Origin of the sequence: Marinicella gelatinilytica (assembly GCF_026410405.1) — a bacterium.
Lineage (GTDB): Bacteria > Pseudomonadota > Gammaproteobacteria > Xanthomonadales > Marinicellaceae > Marinicella > Marinicella gelatinilytica.
Window position 1 is genome coordinate 64,903 of sequence record NZ_JAPMLN010000014.1, and the last position, 17,706, is coordinate 82,608.

General features: G+C 43.7%; 14 protein-coding genes and 2 pseudogenes. 11 read left to right on the plus strand and 5 right to left on the minus strand.

The window, feature by feature from the left end; all coding sequences use genetic code 11:
* Window positions 1–18: 18 nt before the first annotated feature.
* Complete coding sequence (locus OS173_RS09825; protein ID WP_267184111.1) at window positions 19–183, minus strand: hypothetical protein; 165 nt, start codon at window positions 181–183, stop codon at window positions 19–21.
* Between the two features lie 152 nt (window positions 184–335).
* On the opposite strand from OS173_RS09825, the gene gap reads away from it, so the two are divergent.
* The 10 genes and pseudogenes from gap to OS173_RS13480 form a co-directional block, all read left to right on the plus strand.
* Window positions 336–1,337, plus strand: a complete 1,002-nt coding sequence (gene gap, locus OS173_RS09830) for a type I glyceraldehyde-3-phosphate dehydrogenase (RefSeq protein WP_267184112.1) — start codon at window positions 336–338, stop codon at window positions 1,335–1,337.
* Window positions 1,338–1,347: 10 nt separating this feature from the next.
* The gene (locus tag OS173_RS09835) at window positions 1,348–2,523 is read left to right on the plus strand and encodes a phosphoglycerate kinase (protein WP_267184113.1); all 1,176 of its coding nucleotides are present in this window, start codon (window positions 1,348–1,350) and stop codon (window positions 2,521–2,523) included.
* Window positions 2,524–2,565: 42 nt separating this feature from the next.
* Complete coding sequence (locus OS173_RS09840; RefSeq protein ID WP_267184114.1) at window positions 2,566–3,591, plus strand: class I fructose-bisphosphate aldolase; 1,026 nt, start codon at window positions 2,566–2,568, stop codon at window positions 3,589–3,591.
* Between the two features lie 68 nt (window positions 3,592–3,659).
* A complete protein-coding gene (locus OS173_RS09845) occupies window positions 3,660–5,936 on the plus strand; it encodes an NADP-dependent malic enzyme (RefSeq protein ID WP_323373188.1) in 2,277 nt (758 codons plus the stop codon).
* A gap of 4 nt (window positions 5,937–5,940) precedes the next feature.
* Window positions 5,941–8,607, plus strand: coding sequence for a pyruvate dehydrogenase (acetyl-transferring), homodimeric type (gene aceE, locus OS173_RS09850; protein ID WP_267184115.1), 2,667 nt, complete (start codon window positions 5,941–5,943; stop codon window positions 8,605–8,607).
* A gap of 19 nt (window positions 8,608–8,626) precedes the next feature.
* Window positions 8,627–9,982 carry a dihydrolipoyllysine-residue acetyltransferase gene (aceF, locus tag OS173_RS09855; protein ID WP_267184116.1) on the plus strand — a complete coding sequence of 452 codons (1,356 nt, stop codon included), beginning with the start codon at window positions 8,627–8,629 and terminating at the stop codon, window positions 9,980–9,982.
* 11 nt (window positions 9,983–9,993) lie between these two features.
* A complete protein-coding gene (locus OS173_RS09860) occupies window positions 9,994–10,653 on the plus strand; it encodes a hypothetical protein (protein WP_267184117.1) in 660 nt (219 codons plus the stop codon).
* A gap of 11 nt (window positions 10,654–10,664) precedes the next feature.
* Window positions 10,665–12,440, plus strand: a complete 1,776-nt coding sequence (lpdA, locus tag OS173_RS09870) for a dihydrolipoyl dehydrogenase (RefSeq protein ID WP_407659818.1) — start codon at window positions 10,665–10,667, stop codon at window positions 12,438–12,440.
* Window positions 12,441–12,700: 260 nt separating this feature from the next.
* Window positions 12,701–13,201 (plus strand): annotated as a pseudogene (locus tag OS173_RS09875) (UPF0149 family protein); the annotation flags it as partial.
* Between the two features lie 21 nt (window positions 13,202–13,222).
* Window positions 13,223–13,318, plus strand: a pseudogene (locus tag OS173_RS13480) (SEC-C metal-binding domain-containing protein); the annotation flags it as partial.
* A gap of 35 nt (window positions 13,319–13,353) precedes the next feature.
* Here OS173_RS13480 and OS173_RS09880 read toward each other — a convergent pair.
* The 3 genes from OS173_RS09880 to OS173_RS09890 all read right to left on the minus strand — a co-directional run bounded on the left by OS173_RS09880 (window position 13,354) and on the right by OS173_RS09890 (window position 16,963).
* Complete coding sequence (locus tag OS173_RS09880) at window positions 13,354–15,351, minus strand: DUF262 domain-containing protein (RefSeq protein WP_267184119.1); 1,998 nt, start codon at window positions 15,349–15,351, stop codon at window positions 13,354–13,356.
* Window positions 15,352–15,625: 274 nt separating this feature from the next.
* Window positions 15,626–16,597, minus strand: a complete 972-nt coding sequence (locus OS173_RS09885) for an alpha/beta hydrolase (RefSeq protein ID WP_267184120.1) — start codon at window positions 16,595–16,597, stop codon at window positions 15,626–15,628.
* A 15-nt stretch (window positions 16,598–16,612) separates the two neighbouring features.
* A complete protein-coding gene (locus tag OS173_RS09890) occupies window positions 16,613–16,963 on the minus strand; it encodes a VOC family protein (RefSeq protein ID WP_267184121.1) in 351 nt (116 codons plus the stop codon).
* An 80-nt stretch (window positions 16,964–17,043) separates the two neighbouring features.
* Between OS173_RS09890 and OS173_RS09895 the strand changes: the two genes are divergently transcribed.
* Window positions 17,044–17,322: a WYL domain-containing protein gene (locus tag OS173_RS09895; RefSeq protein WP_267184122.1), complete on the plus strand. Its 279-nt coding sequence runs from the start codon at window positions 17,044–17,046 to the stop codon at window positions 17,320–17,322.
* A 9-nt stretch (window positions 17,323–17,331) separates the two neighbouring features.
* Here OS173_RS09895 and OS173_RS09900 read toward each other — a convergent pair whose 3' ends face one another.
* Window positions 17,332–17,661, minus strand: coding sequence for a putative signal transducing protein (locus tag OS173_RS09900; RefSeq protein WP_267184123.1), 330 nt, complete (start codon window positions 17,659–17,661; stop codon window positions 17,332–17,334).
* Window positions 17,662–17,706: the final 45 nt, after the last annotated feature.

A 17,706-nucleotide genomic window follows, 5' to 3' on the forward strand; every position in this document is an offset into this window, starting at 1 on the left:
TGGGTAAAGAATGTAATGTTAGTTAATTCTTTTTTTTGATTTTTTGGACGTGGTTTGATGTTCTGTGTCTTGATTCAAAGCTTCAGGAAAAGGCGCAAACGGCGCTAAACTTTCTCTGATGGCTTTTTTGTCGGAAATTCTTGCACAGAAACCGCGTTTCGTTATTATAGAATTATTTCTCATGGTGACTCTCCTCACAAAAATTTGTGGTTATTGACCATTTTAATTAAAATATTAGAGTAAACAATCCAATTTCCGAGCCAACCATGCTTATTTATGTTGAAATATCAGCTTTTAGCATTAGATAAGATAACTACCCTAAAAGGAACGCAATAATGACAATAAGAATAGCAATCAACGGATACGGCCGTATTGGTCGTTGTATTTTACGGGCTTTGTATGAGCTTGATAAACACGATATAAAAGTCGTTGCCATCAATGATCTTGGTGATGCCAAAACCATGGCTCATTTAACCCGATATGATACAGCACACGGCCGATTTAATGCAGACGTCTCGCAGCAAGACAATGTCATGACTGTAAACGGAGATGACATAAACATATATCATGAAAAGGATCCCGCTCAATTGCCATGGAAATCTTTGGATGTTGATGTTGTCATGGAGTGTACTGGGCTTTTTAGAAAGCGTAGTTTGGCGGCGAAGCATATTGATGCAGGCGCTAAGAAAGTCATTATCTCCGCACCGGCTCATGGAGAGATTGATAATACGGTTGTTTTTGGTGTTAACCATGACACCTTGAAAAGTAGCGATCAAGTGATTTCTAACGCCTCTTGTACCACCAATTGCCTGTCGCCTCTGGCCCAGGCTTTGCATCAATCCATTGGTATAGATTCAGGGTTGATGACGTCAATTCACGCCTATACCAACGACCAGGTGCTCAGTGATACCTATCACAGTGATTTGCGCCGGGCACGATCAGCGACCATGAGTCAAATTCCCACAAAAACCGGTGCAGCTGCAGCCATTGGCTTGGTTTTACCGGAATTAAATGGCCGCTTAGATGGTTATGCCATGCGGATTCCTACGATAAATGTTTCAGCAGTGGATTTAACTTTTATGGCAAGCCGTGAAACTTCTGTAGAAGCTGTCAATGAAGTGGTAAAATCCGCAGCCGCACAATCAGCCGTTTTGGCTTACAGTGAAGAAGACTTAGTATCAGTTGATTATAACCATAATCCATATTCTTCGATTTTTGATGCCGGTGTCACCAAAGTCACCAATGGACGATTGGTGAAGGTGTTGGCCTGGTATGATAATGAGTGGGGTTTTTCATGTCGAATGCTGGATGTGGCTGAGGCCTTAATGGACGCGTGAGGAGATGTAAATGATGAAACACATGAGTGATATCGATTTGACCAACAAGCGTGTACTCATACGTGAAGATTTGAATGTGCCCATGGACAAGGGCACCATCAGTAATGAAACGCGGCTATTGGCGGCTGTACCCACCATCAAACAGGCCTTGTCACAACAAGCAGCTGTTATACTGGTCTCTCATTTAGGCCGTCCGACTGCCGGTAAATATGAATCAAAATACTCCTTATTGCCTGTGGCCAATCGTCTTGGCCAGTTGCTCAATCAAGATGTACAGCTGATTAAAGATTGGCATCAAGGTGTGGATGTTCAACCCGGTGAAATGGTTTTGCTGGAAAACATTCGTTTTGAAGCGGGTGAAAAATCCAATGACGATGAATTGGCTAAAAAGTTAGCGGCATTGTGTGATGTGTTTGTGATGGATGCTTTTGGCACTTCTCACCGAGCCCACGCCTCAACCTATGGTGTGGCTCAATTTGCTCCCATGGCTTGTGCCGGGCCATTGCTGATCCAGGAACTGGATGCGTTACAAAAAGGGTTAAAGAATCCTGAAAAACCGATGTTAGCTATTATTGGTGGTTCCAAAGTATCTGGAAAATTACAGGTTTTACATAGTTTGGTTAATCAGGTTGACAAATTGATTGTTGGTGGCGGCATTGCCAACACTTTCATCAAAGCGGCAGGTTTTAGAGTTGGACAATCTTTGCATGAGCCGGATTTGGTGGAAGAGGCTAAACAACTGATCGATAAAGCCAAACAAGCAGGTAATGAAATACCCATACCTGAGGATGTTGTGGTGGCCACAGAATTTAGTGCGGATGCTTTAGCGGAGGTTAAAGCAGTGGATGAAGTGGCTGACAATGAGATGATTTTAGATATAGGTCCTAAAACTGCGGCCTTCTATGCCTACATTGCCAAACAGGCTAAAACCGTGGTTTGGAATGGGCCGGTGGGGGTCTTTGAGTTCCCCCAATTTAGCAAAGGCACTCAACTACTGGCAGAAGGCATTGCCGAAGGTGGGGGCTTTTCTATGGCCGGAGGTGGTGATACCTTGGCAGCACTGGCGCAATTTGGTATAGAGGATAATATATCCTATATATCGACCGGTGGCGGGGCTTTTTTACAGGTGCTGGAAGGCAAGCCTTTGCCGGCCGTTACCATCCTTGAACAAGTGGCTGATCGATAACCATCGACAGCACAACAAATTTAAAAACTATTAGGAATGATTATGACTGACAGAATTGAAGAAATGATTGAAACAGCGGCTGCTATGGTGGCTTCAGGACGGGGCGTTTTGGCAATTGACGAAAGTACCGGCACCTGTCAAAAGCGTTTTGACACCATTGGCGTGGAATGTACTGCCGATAACCGCCGTGATTACCGCCACACCTTATTAAGTGCCGATGGGCTGGGTGAATATATTTCCGGAGCCATCTTGTTTGATGAAACCTTGCGTCAACAAGCCCCCGACGGAACGTCTTTGGTAAAAATTATGCAGGATGCAGACATTATTCCGGGTATTAAAGTGGATAAAGGCGCTAAGGAAATGGCTGGATTTGAAGGTGAAAAAATCACCGAAGGTTTAGATGGCTTACGTGAACGATTACAGGAATATTATGATTTGGGTGCACGTTTTGCCAAATGGCGAGCCGTCATAACCATTTCTGAAGGCACCCCAACGCAGGCATGTGTGGATGCCAACAGCCATGCTTTGGCACGTTATGCAGCTTTGTGCCAGGAAGTGGGTCTGGTGCCGATTGTGGAGCCCGAAGTATTAATGGATGGCAGCCACGATATTGCCACAGCTTATGAAGTGACTGAATTGACATTAAAAACATTGTTTGATCAGTTGTTTCAGCAGAATGTGATTTTGGAAGCGTGTATTTTGAAATCATCGATGGTGGTTCCCGGCAGTGACTGTGCGGAACAAGCAGATGCTGAAGAAGTGGCGGAAGCGACGTTAAGCTGTTTTTTTAATACTGTTCCTGCATCTCTGGCTGGTATTGTGTTTTTATCCGGCGGACAATCAGAAGTTGAGGCCACTGAGCATTTGAATGCCATGAACCAAATGGGTCAACTGCCTTGGCCGTTGAGTTTTTCCTATGGTCGTGCCTTACAGGCGTCTGCACTTAAAGTCTGGGGTGATAACCCAAAAGCCAATGTCAAAGCGGCTCAGGAAGAATTACTACACCGTGCACGTATGAATTCTCTGGCAACTTTAGGGCAATACGACGAACAATCAGAAAATAATTAAATTTGCATAGTTGACGGCGTGACCCGGATGGTCATGCCGTTTCGCCAACATCTAACCGGGGTGACACCATGAGTCTGACAGAAGACATGAAGCAAGCGGCGCTTGAGTACCATCAGTACCCAACGCCCGGAAAAATTAAAATCACCGCAACCAAACCGCTAACCACCCAGAAAGAATTGGCTTTGGCTTATTCGCCCGGTGTCGCTGCGGCCTCTGAAGCCATTGCCACTGACCCAGATAAGGCCGCTGACTACACGGCGCGTGCTAATTTAGTCGCCGTTATTTCCAATGGTACCGCTGTGTTGGGATTAGGTGATATTGGTGCCTTGGCCTCAAAACCGGTGATGGAAGGTAAGGGGGTCTTGTTTAAGAAATTTGCCGGTATTGATGTGTTTGATATCGAAATCGATGAAAAGGATCCGAAGAAACTGATTGAAATCATTGCTTCTTTAGAGCCCACTTTTGGCGGCATTAATTTAGAGGATATTAAATCACCGGAGTGTTTTGAAGTTGAAGCGGCATTAAAAAAACGCATGAAAATCCCGGTGTTCCATGATGACCAGCATGGCACCGCCATCATTACGGCAGCGGCTGTGATCAATGCCTTAAAGATTACCAATAAAAAAATCGAAGATGTTAAATTGGTGACATCAGGAGCCGGTGCGGCCGGTATGGCGTGTTTGGATTTGTTGGTTGCCATGGGTATGAATAAGGACCATATTATTGTTTCTGACTCTAACGGTGTACTTTATGAAGGCCGTGAAGATTTAGAGGGTCCCAGACGGATTAGTTATTCAATCGGTATTAAGCCGCAAACCCTTACAGAGGCCTTAGATGGTGCGGATATCTTTTTGGGTGTTTCTGTGGCTGGGGTATTAAAACCGGACATGATTAAAAAAATGGCCAAAGATCCGCTTATTTTGGCTTTAGCCAACCCAACGCCCGAAATCATGCCGGAATTGGCGTTAGAGGTGAGACCGGATGCCATTATTGCCACCGGGCGTTCTGATTATCCTAATCAGGTCAACAATGTGTTGTGTTTCCCTTATATGTTTCGTGGCGCTTTGGATGTGGGTGCCACGGCCATTAATGAAGACATGAAAATTGCCTGTGTCAATGCTTTAGCAAAACTGGCACGTTTAGAAATCAGTGATGTCAGTCGTGAAGCTTATGGTGGTAAAGATTTGAATTTTGGCCGTGATTATTTGATACCACAACCTTTTGATCCGCGTATTTTGTTACATGTGGCACCAGCAGTGGCGAAAGCAGCCATGGATAGTGGTGTTGCTAATCGGCCGATAGAAGATTTGCGTCAGTATGAGCATCAGCTCAGTGAGTTTGTCTATCAAAGCGGGCTTTTGATGCGTCCGGTGTTTGACCAAGCTCGAAAAGATTTAAAAAGGGTGGTGTTGGCTGAAGGTGAAGATGAGCGGGTTTTACGTGCGGTACTAACCATCAACAACGATAAGCTGGCCAAACCCATTCTTATTGGACGTCCTGAAGTGGTTGAATCACGCATTAAACGCATTGGCATTAAGCTCACCATTGGTGAAGATTTTGAGTTGGTTAACCCCCAGGAAGATCCGCGCTTTAAAGATTATTGGATGCTCTATCACAGTCTTATGGAACGCCGTGGTGTCAGTCCGGAGATCGCCAAAGCTGTGGTCAGAACCCGAACCACCGTGATTGCAGCACTCATGGTGAAACGCGGTGAAGCCGATGCCATGCTGGCCGGTCTCAATGGCCGCTACCACAAAGTATTACAGCATATTATTGATGTGATAGGTTTAAAAGACCAAACGCCATCGAGTTTAAGTGCCGTGGCCACGGATCGAGGCAGTTATTTTATTACTGATACCAATGTCAATCCTAATCCAACCGCGGAAGAATTAGCCAGTATGGCCATCAGCGCGGCCGAACGGGTGAAAGCCTTTGGTAAAACACCCCGTTTGGCGCTTTTGTCGTATTCAAATTTCGGTACCCGTGAAGGTAACAGTCCGGAAAAAATGCGCAAAGCCCTAAAACTGATTAAACAACAAGCACCTGAATTGCAGGTAGAAGGTGAAATGGATGCCGAATATGCCTTAGTGCCTAAAATCCGTTCACAAGTTTTTCCCAATGGCCAATATGATCAAAAGGCGAACTTATTAATTATGCCTAATTTGGACACTGCCACCACCGCTTTGAATATGATAAGATATTTCTCTGAAGGCGTGACTGTAGGTCCCATGCTCATGGGTACGAAATTGCCGGCTCATGTGCTTACCCCATCCTCCTCTGTTCGCAGAATTTTAAACATGGTCGCCATCGCAGCTGTTGACGCCCAAAACACCCAAGTGAAGTGATATTATGACAAACATTAAAACCCAACATGATATTGATGAATTAGAAACCCAGGAATGGTTGGATTCTTTAAGGGCCGTGATTGCCGAAGAAGGCCCGGAGCGGGCTCACTATTTGATTGAGCAATTAATTGATTTAAACCGCCGATCCGGTGGTCACTTACCCTATCAAGCCACCACCGCATACTTAAACACCATTCCGGTGACGGAACAAAAACAGTCACCCGGTGACAGTGATTTGGAATGGAAAATCCGCGCCATGATTCGTTGGAATGCCATGGCCATGGTGGTACGCGCTAATCGCCGCCCCGGTTCATTGGGTGGTCACATTGCTTCATTCGCGTCAGCCGCCACCATTTATGATGTTGGTTTTAACCATTTTTTCCGTGGTAAAGACCATGATTCCGGTGGTGATTTGTTGTATGTGCAAGGTCACAGTTCGCCGGGATTTTATGCCCGTGCCTTTTTAGAAGGTCGCATCAATGAACAACAACTGGATAAATTCCGTGAAGAAGTCGGTGGTGAAGGTTTGCCTTCCTATCCGCATTCATGGTTGATGCCGGACTTCTGGCAGTTTGCCACCGTATCCATGGGCTTAGGACCGATTCAAGCGATTTACCAGGCCCGTTTCATGAAGTACCTGCAAAGTCGCGGTATCATCGAAAAAACCGACCGTAAAGTCTACTGTTTCTTAGGTGACGGTGAAACCGATGAGCCGGAATCTTTAGGCGCCATTTCGTTGGCAGGCCGTGAAAACTTAGACAATTTGGTGTTTGTGGTTAACTGTAATTTGCAGCGTCTGGATGGACCGGTGCGCGGTAACGGTAAGATTATTCAAGAACTCGAAGGCGTGTTCCGCGGAGCCGGCTGGAATGTGATTAAAGTGATTTGGGGCTCTTATTGGGATAAATTATTTGCCAAAGACACTGACGGTTTATTGCGTAAGCGTATGGAAGAAGCCGTGGATGGTGACTACCAAATGTATAAATCCAAAGACGGTGCTTATGTGCGTGAACACTTTTTTGGTAAATACCCTGAACTGAAAGCCATGGTTTCACACATGACTGATGAAGATATCTGGCGCTTAAATCGTGGCGGACATGATCCGCATAAAATGTTCGCCGCTTACAGCGCGGCCACATCTCACGAAGGTCAGCCGACTGTGATTCTGGCAAAAACCGTCAAAGGTTACGGTATGGGTGCCACGGGTCAGGCCGCCAATACCACCCATCAACAGAAGAAAATGGACACGGAAGCGATTCGGGAATTTCGGGATAAATTTAATGTGCCAATTAAAGACGAGCAGCTTGAAGACGTGCCTTACTATAAGCCTGATGAAGATTCTGAAGAAATAAAATACATGCTGGCACGGCGGCAAGAACTGGGTGGGTTTTTACCACAGCGCAGCTATGACGACCAACCTTTAGAGATCCCGGAACTGGGGGCCTTTGAAAGTATTACCAAAGGTTCCGGTGATCGGGAAATTTCGACCACCATGGCCTTTGTTCGATCTTTGGCGGTGATGTTGCGTAATAAAGACATCAAAGAAAAAATCGTACCGATTATCTGTGATGAAGCCCGAACATTTGGTATGGAAGGTTTATTCCGACAGCTCGGTATTTATTCCCATCAGGGTCAAAAATATGAACCGGAAGACTCAGATCAATTGATGTTTTACAAAGAATCTGAAGACGGCCAGGTGCTGCAAGAAGGTATCACCGAAGCCGGCGCCATGTGCTCATGGATTGCCGCCGCGACGTCCTATGCCAACTACAACACGCCGATGATACCATTCTACATTTATTATTCCATGTTCGGTCATCAGCGCATTGGTGATTTGTGTTGGGCTGCCGGTGATATGCGCGCCAAAGGGTTCCTGCTGGGTGGTACTTCCGGTCGAACCACCTTAAACGGCGAAGGTTTACAGCATCAGGATGGCCATTCTCATTTGATTGCCTCCACTGTTCCAAATTGTATTAGTTATGACCCGACCTATGGTTATGAGGTTGTGGTGATTTTACAATCCGGGCTTAAACGCATGTATGTGGACAATGAGGAAGTGTACTACTACATTACCCTGTTGAATGAAAATTACCCACACCCTGAAATGCCCAAAGATTGTGAAGCAGGCATTATTAAGGGTATGTACAAATTGAAAGAACGTCCGAAAAAAGGTAAAGCGCAGGCACAATTACTTGGCAGTGGCAGTATTTTACGTGAAGTAGAGGCCGCCGCTGAGATGCTGCATAAAGATTTTGAGGTGGCTTGTGATGTCTGGAGTACCACCTCGTTTACCGAGCTCAAACGTGAGGGCCAAACGGTGCAGCGTTATAACCGCTTACATGCCGATAAAAAAGCCAAACTCAGCTATGTCGAAGAATGTCTCGATAAACAACCGGGACCGGTGATTGCCGCGACTGATTATGTGCATGATTTTGCCGAACAAATCAGACCCTGGATTAAGGCGCCTTATGCCACTTTAGGTACTGATGGCTATGGCCGCTCGGATACCCGTGAAAAACTCAGAGAATTTTTTGAGGTATCGCGTCATCACATTGCGTACACCACGGTGGTGGAATTGGTAAAAACCGGTGATTTGCCGAAAACCGCGCTTAAAAAAGCCATCAAAGCCTATAACATTCAGACGGATTTAGACGATCCAAGAATCAGCTAAGCCAATCGAGGACAGTATTGTGAGTGAAACAAAACAAATTAAAGTACCTGATATCGGTGATTTTTCCGATGTTGAGGTGATTGAGGTATTGGTTAGTGTCGGTGACGAAGTGGCCGCCGAAGATGCCATTATTACGCTTGAATCTGAAAAAGCCACCATTGAAGTCCCCAGCCCCGAAGGTGGGAAAGTGGTCAACATGTTGGTGAAAGAAGGTGACACGGTTTCGCAAGGTACGCCGATGATGGAACTGGAAATCAGTGCTTCAGATGATGAGTCTGACGATGATAAACCAGAAGCTAAAAAATCTGCTGATAGTAAAACTGAAGCCAAACAAGACAAGTCAAAAGAAGATAAAGCCACAGAAGATGAGCCGAAACAAACCAAGAGCAAACCGGAACCAGGCAACAGTGACGATGAAGGTGGTCCTAAACCACCGCCGGTGCCCGAAGAAGTGGCTACAGAACGCAAAGGAAAATTAGCCCATGCCTCACCTGCCGTGCGCAAATTTGCGCGTACCTTGGGTGTTGATGTGGCGCAAGTCAAAGGCACCGGACGTAAAGGTCGGATTACCAGGGAAGATGTGGAAAAACACGTTAAAACCGCGATGCAATCCGGTGATACCGTGGTGAAAAGCGGCTTTGATGTACCACCATTCCCGGCGGTTGATTTCACTGAATTTGGTGAAATAGAAACCCAACCCTTAACCCGAATTCAGAAAATATCCGGTAAATACCTGCACCGCAATTGGGTGCGTATTCCCCATGTCACCCAGTATGATGAAGCCGATATCACTGAACTGGAAGAATTTCGTCAGGAAAATAAACAAGATGCCAAAGACATGGGCTTTAATTTAACGCCGCTGGCGTTTATGGTCAAAGCGCTGGCCAAAGCCCTGAAAAAATTCCCGAGATTCAACAGTTCACTGGATATCAACGGCGAAAATATTATTTACAAAAAATATTTCCACATTGGTATTGCCGTGGATACCCCCGATGGTTTGGTGGTGCCGGTGATTCGTGATTGTGATAAAAAAGAAGTGTTCGAAATCGCCAAAGAAATGGCTGAAATATCAGAGCGTGCCCGGGACGGCAAACTATCACCCTCAGATATGCAGGGTGGCAGTATGTCGATTTCTTCCTTAGGTGGCATAGGCGGCACCGCCTTTACGCCGATTATCAACGCACCCGAAGTGGCGATATTGGGTATTTCAAGATCACAAATGAAACCGCTATGGAACGGCCAGGATTTTGAACCGAGACTGATGTTACCATTGTCTTTAAGTTATGATCATCGGGTGATTGACGGTGCCGAGGCCGCCCGATTTATCGTGTATTTATCCGATATCTTATCTGATATGAAGAAAATGCTGTTGTAAATTTAATAGCAATGAAAAAGTGGCTGGAAAAAATAAAAGCCCAAGCTGAACAAGCCATGGCGGCTGAATCGGTTGATGTGGCACACAGCCGTTTTAATGATGAATTTAGTCGCCGGGTAGACTGGTCACCGCTAAAACCCGGTGGAAGTAATTTTGGCACCCACTATTTAGTGGCCCCGGAATCCGGCGGTCGAACATTGATTTTTAAAGCCACCAAAGGTGGTATGGCTTTTGGCCTGTTGTTTTTAATCATTGGTGTGGCCATGGTAGGCTTTGTGGCTTGGCAGATTGTGACCGGGCAGGGCTTTGAACTGTTTTGGCTGGGTTTATTCATTGGTCTGCCGTTTACCGTGGCCGGTTTTTTTCTGGTGCGTTGGCTCACTAAACCACGGGTTTTTGATCTGGTTAATCGAGATTATTATGTCGGTTTTAAGAAACCCGGCAGACAGCAGCAAGACAATCTCACAGATTTAAACCGGGTTAAAGCCTTACAACTGATCACAGAGCGCGTAAAAAGCAAAAATAACCGCTATAACAGTTACGAACTGAATTTAATTTTAGATGATGGCAGCCGAGTTGCGGTTATCGATCACGGCAATTATGGACAGATGCTACTGGATGCAGAACAATTGGCCCAAGCTTTACATGTACCCTTATGGGATAACACTTGACGAGATTTATTATGAGTAAAACAATAGACATAAAGATACCGGATATCGGTGATTTTGATAATGTACCGGTGATTGAAGTTTTGGTCGCTCAAGGTGATCAGGTAGAAAAAGACCAGTCATTACTCACACTGGAATCAGAAAAAGCCACCATGGAAATTCCCAGTCCTGAAGCCGGTACCATTGTCAGCTTAACGGTCAGTGAAGGAGATAATGTTGCCAAGGGTGCGGTGATTGGGCAAATGGAAGTCAGCGAAACCACTGGCGAAGAAGTCAGAGAAGACAGTAAAAAAGAATCAAGCCGGGAAAACAAACCGGAGGCCAAACAGGATAAGCCTGCAACAGAAAAGCAACAAGAACCTCAGAAAGAAACAGACCGGACTGTTTCACAAGACCATGACTACGACACGGATCTGGTGGTGATTGGCGCCGGTCCCGGTGGTTATACCGCCGCTTTCCGAGCCGCCGATTTGGGGTTAAAAGTGACGCTGGTTGAACGCTATGACACCTTGGGCGGTGTCTGTTTAAATGTCGGCTGTATTCCTTCAAAAGCCCTGTTGCACACCGCTGCCATCATTCGCGAAACCGAAAGCCTGAGCCAACATGGCGTGGTCTTTAAAAAGCCGGACATTGACCGTGAGAAACTGCTCGACTTTAAAAACGGCGTGGTCAGTAAACTCACCGGTGGATTGGCACAAATGGCGAAACAACGCAAAGTCACAGGCATCACCGGTGAAGCGCAATTTATCGATGACCATACCTTACAGGTGGGTGATGAGAAACTAACCTTTAATCAGGCGATTATCGCAGTCGGCTCACGGGTCTTTAAACTCCCGGATATGCCCTGGGATGATGAGCGTCTGATGGATTCCACCGATGCCCTGGATATGAAAGAAATCCCGAAATCTTTACTGATTATCGGCGGTGGCATTATCGGTTTGGAAATGGCCGCGGTATATTCAGCACTGGGCAGCAAAATCACCGTGGTAGAAATGATGGACCAATTGATTCCCGGTGCCGATAAAGACCTGGTTAATCCCCTGCATCAGTATATGAAAAAAACCATGGGCGCCGAGATTAAACTCAAAACCAAAGTCACCGAATGTACTGCCCAGAAATCCGGACTTAAAGTCACCTTTGACGGTGATGACAGCGCCACCTTTGACCGAGTGCTGGTGGCCGTCGGTCGCCGACCGAATGGCGATTTAATTGCCGCTGATAAAGCCGGTGTCAAAGTCGATGACCGCGGTTTTATCGCCGTCGATAAACAAATGCGCACCAACGTAAATCACATCTTTGCCATCGGTGATGTGGTCGGTCAACCGATGTTGGCACACAAAGCCAGCCACGAAGCCAAAATTGCCGCCGAAGCCGCCGCCGGTGAAAAAGTCTATTTTGATGCCCGCGTCATTCCATCGGTGGCCTACACCGATCCGGAGGTTGCCTGGGTCGGTCTGACTGAACATGAAGCCAAAGAACAAGACATTGATTACGAAATCGGTAAATTCCCCTGGGCCGCCAGTGGCCGTGCCATCGGCAACGACCGCACCGAAGGTTTTACCAAGCTCTTATTTGATCCCGAAACCGAACAAATCCTCGGCGCCGGTATCGTCGGCACCAATGCCGGTGAACTGATTAGTGAGCTGTGTCTGGCCATCGAAATGGGCTGCGAAGCCGCCGATATCAGCCTCACAATCCATCCGCACCCAACCCTGGCCGAATCCGTCGCCATGAGCGCCGAAGCCTTCGAAGGTACAATTACAGATATGTATTTGCCGAAGAAGAAGTAAGATACTCATTAATGCCAATTTGACATAAGTGGTATTGATGGTATAAATTAAAATAAAACAAAACCCGCCCAGGTTAGTTCAATGCACTGCACTAGGATCTTCGGATTATCCTCAAACTGGCGGGTTATTTTTTGACGATAATAAAGTTTACAGTGCGGAATTAATTAATGTTAATAGATAAACAGTTAACTCAGGAAGAACTCGAAACACTGCATGAATTTCTGATCTATCGTGGCTACAGCGAAGAAGAGTTACTCAAGATGGAGGAAAAGGGCACGATCGGCGATGAGGGTATTTTTGAAATCAATGGATTAGACGGTTTTTTAGCGGCCATCTGTAGTTGTCCAACCATGGTACCGCCATCACGCTGGATTCCGATGGTTTGGGGCGATCTTGAGCCACAATATGAATCCCAGGAGTCAGCCACTGAAATCATGGGCTTACTCATGCGTTTTTATAATGAGGTCAATGAGATGCTGCGCAGTGACCAAGCGCCGTATTCACCGTATATTGGACAGCGAGAGACCGTAGATGGTGAGTATGTGGATATACTTGATGAGTGGTGTCACGGTTATATAAGGGGTATTTATTTAACACTGACGAAAACTGAGCTAAACGATGAAGCGTTGCAGAAAATGCTGGTGCCGATGGCTGCGTTTACCGAATACACGGATTATGAAGCGCATAAACGTAAAGAAGCGGGTGATGAAGATGTTTTTGAACATTTTAAAGAATTGGTGAAAATTAATCCGCAGCGCATCTACGACTATCTGGTTTATCAACCGGCCCAGCAACCCACTACACGTCAAAAAATTGGCCGCAATGACCCTTGTCCATGCGGGAGTGGAAAGAAATACAAAAAATGCTGTTTGCATTGAGCTATATTTTATTAACCCCAACAATAAAATTGATTTTAATCTATGAGTTTATAAATTTTTTCACCACAAGGTTTTAATTCTTTATATTTGAAACTATTAATTTCTACCTGGCTGTTTCTGGCATTATTTGAATTTAAATTTGGCACTGCCCACTCTTTTAATGCAAAGTTGATAAGTTTGGATTCCCATATATCTAAAAAAACAGAATAATTTAAGACGTCTTGACCTTGTGCTCCTTTAAAATTAACCCCCTTGTAACTGAAGTTTTCTTCATGCTTAACGTACGAAAAATATTCCTCAGCAATTTCGACTAGTTTTTTATTAAGCATATAATCTGAATTTCTATAGATTTCCATTTTGTTTAATATTGGTAGATGGTAATTAACTGAATTTTCAGATCTAGATAGTAACGTAAAATTTCCTAATCGTTTTTTATTAAATTCAATTAAGTATGTTAAGTTAGTTTTAGGAACGGATATATTCATATTCGCAGGATTAAATTCTTTTGACCAAATATGTTCTCGCTCACTATGATTGTTTGTTTTTATTTTTTGTCTTTTTGGAATAATCTCTTTTAGAGAGTAAGTTTTTCTTTTATCTTTTGTAATCCTTAGGTCAAGTTCATACCTTGATAATAAGAATAAAAGACCTCTATTCCAATTTCTATAAAAATCTGTCTCTTCTTCTGGATGAGTTGCTAATTTTTCTATAAATTGTTTGTCTTTAGTTTTAGTGCTTAAAAAAGCAATTAACAATGCTTTAAGGTCAGGTTCGGAAAATGAATTTCCATTTTCATCCTTCTTGGTATATAACCAGTGAGCCCACTTCAACAAATCAGCTTGATTACTGTCGTTTCTATTGGCTATTTGTAAAATATAGTATCGAAAATTAAAAATTTCTATTAATTCAAGTAATTCAACATGAAAATTATCTTTACTATCTGTTATTGCGAATACAGAAAGCACTAAAGGCAACATACTTGATTTGTTTATGTTTAAATTTACAGATAATTTTTCATAAAGGCTATCCAATTTTGAGTAAGGTTTATTTTTATCGAGTTTAGCTTGAAATAAATTAGATAGGGATTGACTAGAAAAAACTAAGAAATCAAAGAAGTCAGAACAATATCTCGATCTGATTTTTTTGTTATGAGTTTTATCTTTTAAAGATTGATAAACTTTGTAGCTATTTTTCTTTATCGGTGAACCAAAAACAATCCAAGCAGATCTTAAAAATTCATTTTCTTCCTGAATTGTCTCAAAACCAGCTTCTTGAATATTCCTTAAAATAGTACCCCATTTATTGTTAATTTTTTTTAAAAACTTATCGTAATTTTCATCTTCCGCAATATAGACAAAATAATTTTTAATTTTATCTAACTCGCTCAGGTTTTTTCCGCGGTTATTAATTACCTCGAACATTCGACCTGCTGTTTTTGAAGTTTTTGGAACAAAAAATATAAACCCTAATTTGTTTTCCAAAATATTTAAAAATTCATGAGGTTTGAGGATGTTTTCTCCATTTTCTGAATTAAATCGCTTACTATTGAAGAAAATAATAAATTGATTTATGGCGTCAATAATATTTTGGTCTTGTTTGATTTTGGCTTGTTGACTGTAAAGTGAACGACTTAAAACATCTGCAAGAATTTCTTCCTGTAAACCGGATTGAAAAACTTGTTTATTATTACGGTATAGATATAAATTATTAAGTCGATCTATCTCATCGGGCTTTAATATATTTTCAAACACTGTTACGAATGAATGAATTAATAAAATAATTGTAGTTAACCTCTGTTGACCATCAACGATATCATAGTTCTTTTCATCTTGTTTATTTACAGCAACGATAGTTCCCATAAAATGTTTATATTGGGAATCAGTTAAATGTTTTTGTGTAGATAAAATATCATCCAAAAGAGCTTGGCGATGTTCGTTTTCCCAGCTATATCCGCGTTGATAATCTGGTATATAAAAATAATTGTTATTAAAAAGTGTTGGCAAATCTATTTGGCTGACTATTACGTTGTTCATAATTATATTTTTATAAGATTCTGCAAAAATTTAAATAAAGGAGGTTTGTGCTAATGTAATAAAATTATAACTAATAAGCAATGTATTGGTGCTGTAATAGATTGAGTAAAACTGTCTAACCTTGAATTTAAGTCATATATTTTTAATAAAAAGAGATTAAAAAATAACTTTGATTAGTGATTGAAAATAGCCATAATATCAAAAACTTAAAATCTACAAGATTCCTCCATGCGGTCCGCTTAGTCGGAATGACAAGCAAGAAATCAAAAATCTTCTAAAACCGCCAACTATTATTGATATCATCGTAGAATAAATCCAGTGAATCATCGGGACGTTTTCCGTTGAGGACGGTTTTGAAGAAGGTTTTGATGGTGGCGTTGGTGTCGGCATAGAACAGGCCATGGGTGCGTTCCACGCCGGGGCCGTCGGTGAAATCGTAGTAGTTAGGTTTTTGCGCGATTAGGCCGCGGGCGGTGCGGCCGAGGCGGTCTTTTTGGAAATTGCTGTCAGACCATTTCAGGACCCAGTCGTTTTCGTTGATGGTGATGTAGATGCGTTTGCCGGTTTCGATGGCATCGACCCAGTATTGATGACCGGGGTGATCGACATCGGCTTGACAGAGAACTATATTAGCGAAAATATTGGCATCGTTTTCATAAAGGGCATCGCGGACATAGTTTTGCAGCAGGAAATTACCCAGGCTGTAAGCCATTAAAGACAGTTTAACGTCACAACTTTCTTGGGCTTCTCGGTCAAAGGGGCCGCAATGGTAAGCGCCAAGTTTCATTAAAGTGGCATCCAAAGCGGCCACCGAGGCCTGGGCGGTGCGTTTTGCGTCACGGTATTCTCTGGTGGTGAAGCCACCGGTATTGGATGGCCAGGAAAAAGCCACCACTTCGACATCGTACAGTTCTTCAATCAGTAGGCTTTGTTCCAGGTTCTTCTGAAACGACTGGTTATAACCGTGGATAAAAAACACACAATTCTTATTGGCTTTTTGCAGGCGTTTACGCAATGCCGCAAACTCATGTTTTGACGGCAGGTTTTCGGCGGTCAGGTTTCTGGGCTCTTTGACTAGTTTGATGCGCCAATCTCCTGAATTGGCACCGGTTTTAACTTTTTTGGCGTGTGCCAGGCGGATTTCATTGGGACCTTTGGTATTGACCTGTTCGCCAAAAGCGAATTCATCGGCCACACCGTTTTCAAAGCGGTCTTGATTGATATTGCGGTTGGTGACAATAAGCATAACAGTGACTCCACCTTATTCAGACCACACGGCCATTTCATTGCCGCCGGGTTCTTTAAAATGAAACCGTCGGCCGCCGGGAAAGTCAAAAATATCACGGGTAACTCGACCACCGGCGTGGCGTATTTTGTTTAAGGTTTCTTCTAAATGGGCGGAATAAAAAACCGTTAATTGACCGCCTTCATGGGCAGTTTTCACGTGTTTGGCAGCATAAAATCCACCATCGATATTGGCTAAACTAAAGGCCGTATAATCAGGACCGTAATCGGTAAACGACCAGTCAAAAACGGTCTTAAAAAAAGATTTTGTTTCGCTTAAGTCCCGACTGGCAAATTCTAAATAATTGATTGATTCGTGTTTTGGCATGCTCAGTCTCTATAAAGTACTGATTTTATTATAGCCTGTTAACGAGGCGGCTTAGTGGCTTTTAGTGGTAAAATGTTTCCATGACTGCGCAACTGCCATGTGGCGCCCATGATTTATTAGAGTCGGCGATTGTTCAACGGCGGCGCTTGGATGTGGTTTATGTTAAGAACAACGGTCATACTCAGCATTATGCGCATGTGTTACCGGTGGACATTGCGAGCGAAAAAGGGGTCGAGTGGTTGACTGTTATGGCGGCTGATAAATCCGGTCAGATTCGTCGGTTACGTTTTAATACCGCGCAACTGATATCTTTTCAGGCGGATGATCAACTACAACCGATCATCGCCTATAATCCGTAAGACTGTGGATTAAGCGGATTCCAAGGGCAACTCAAAACCACAGGACCAGCATAAAAAATAATGGCCGTCATTGGCTTCACCACATTTGGGACACGTCCAGGGTTGCTGGGGTGCATCATCTGTTAAAGTGGCTTTGAAAGTGTTGACCATTTTCATGGCAGATTCGTAATCGGCGTTGCTGTGAATCCACAATTCCGGCCAAGTTTCAGTAAAAGGTAATTCACCGGTACCACCGGACAGCATCTCGTTTTTAACAAAACAGGAAATACCGGCATCCAGCAATTGTTGTTTAAGCTGAATTAAAACAAATAATCGATTATCGGTGAAAACTTTACGCATCTTGTGATTATACCAATATTTATCGACAAGTAGGATTGCTGATTC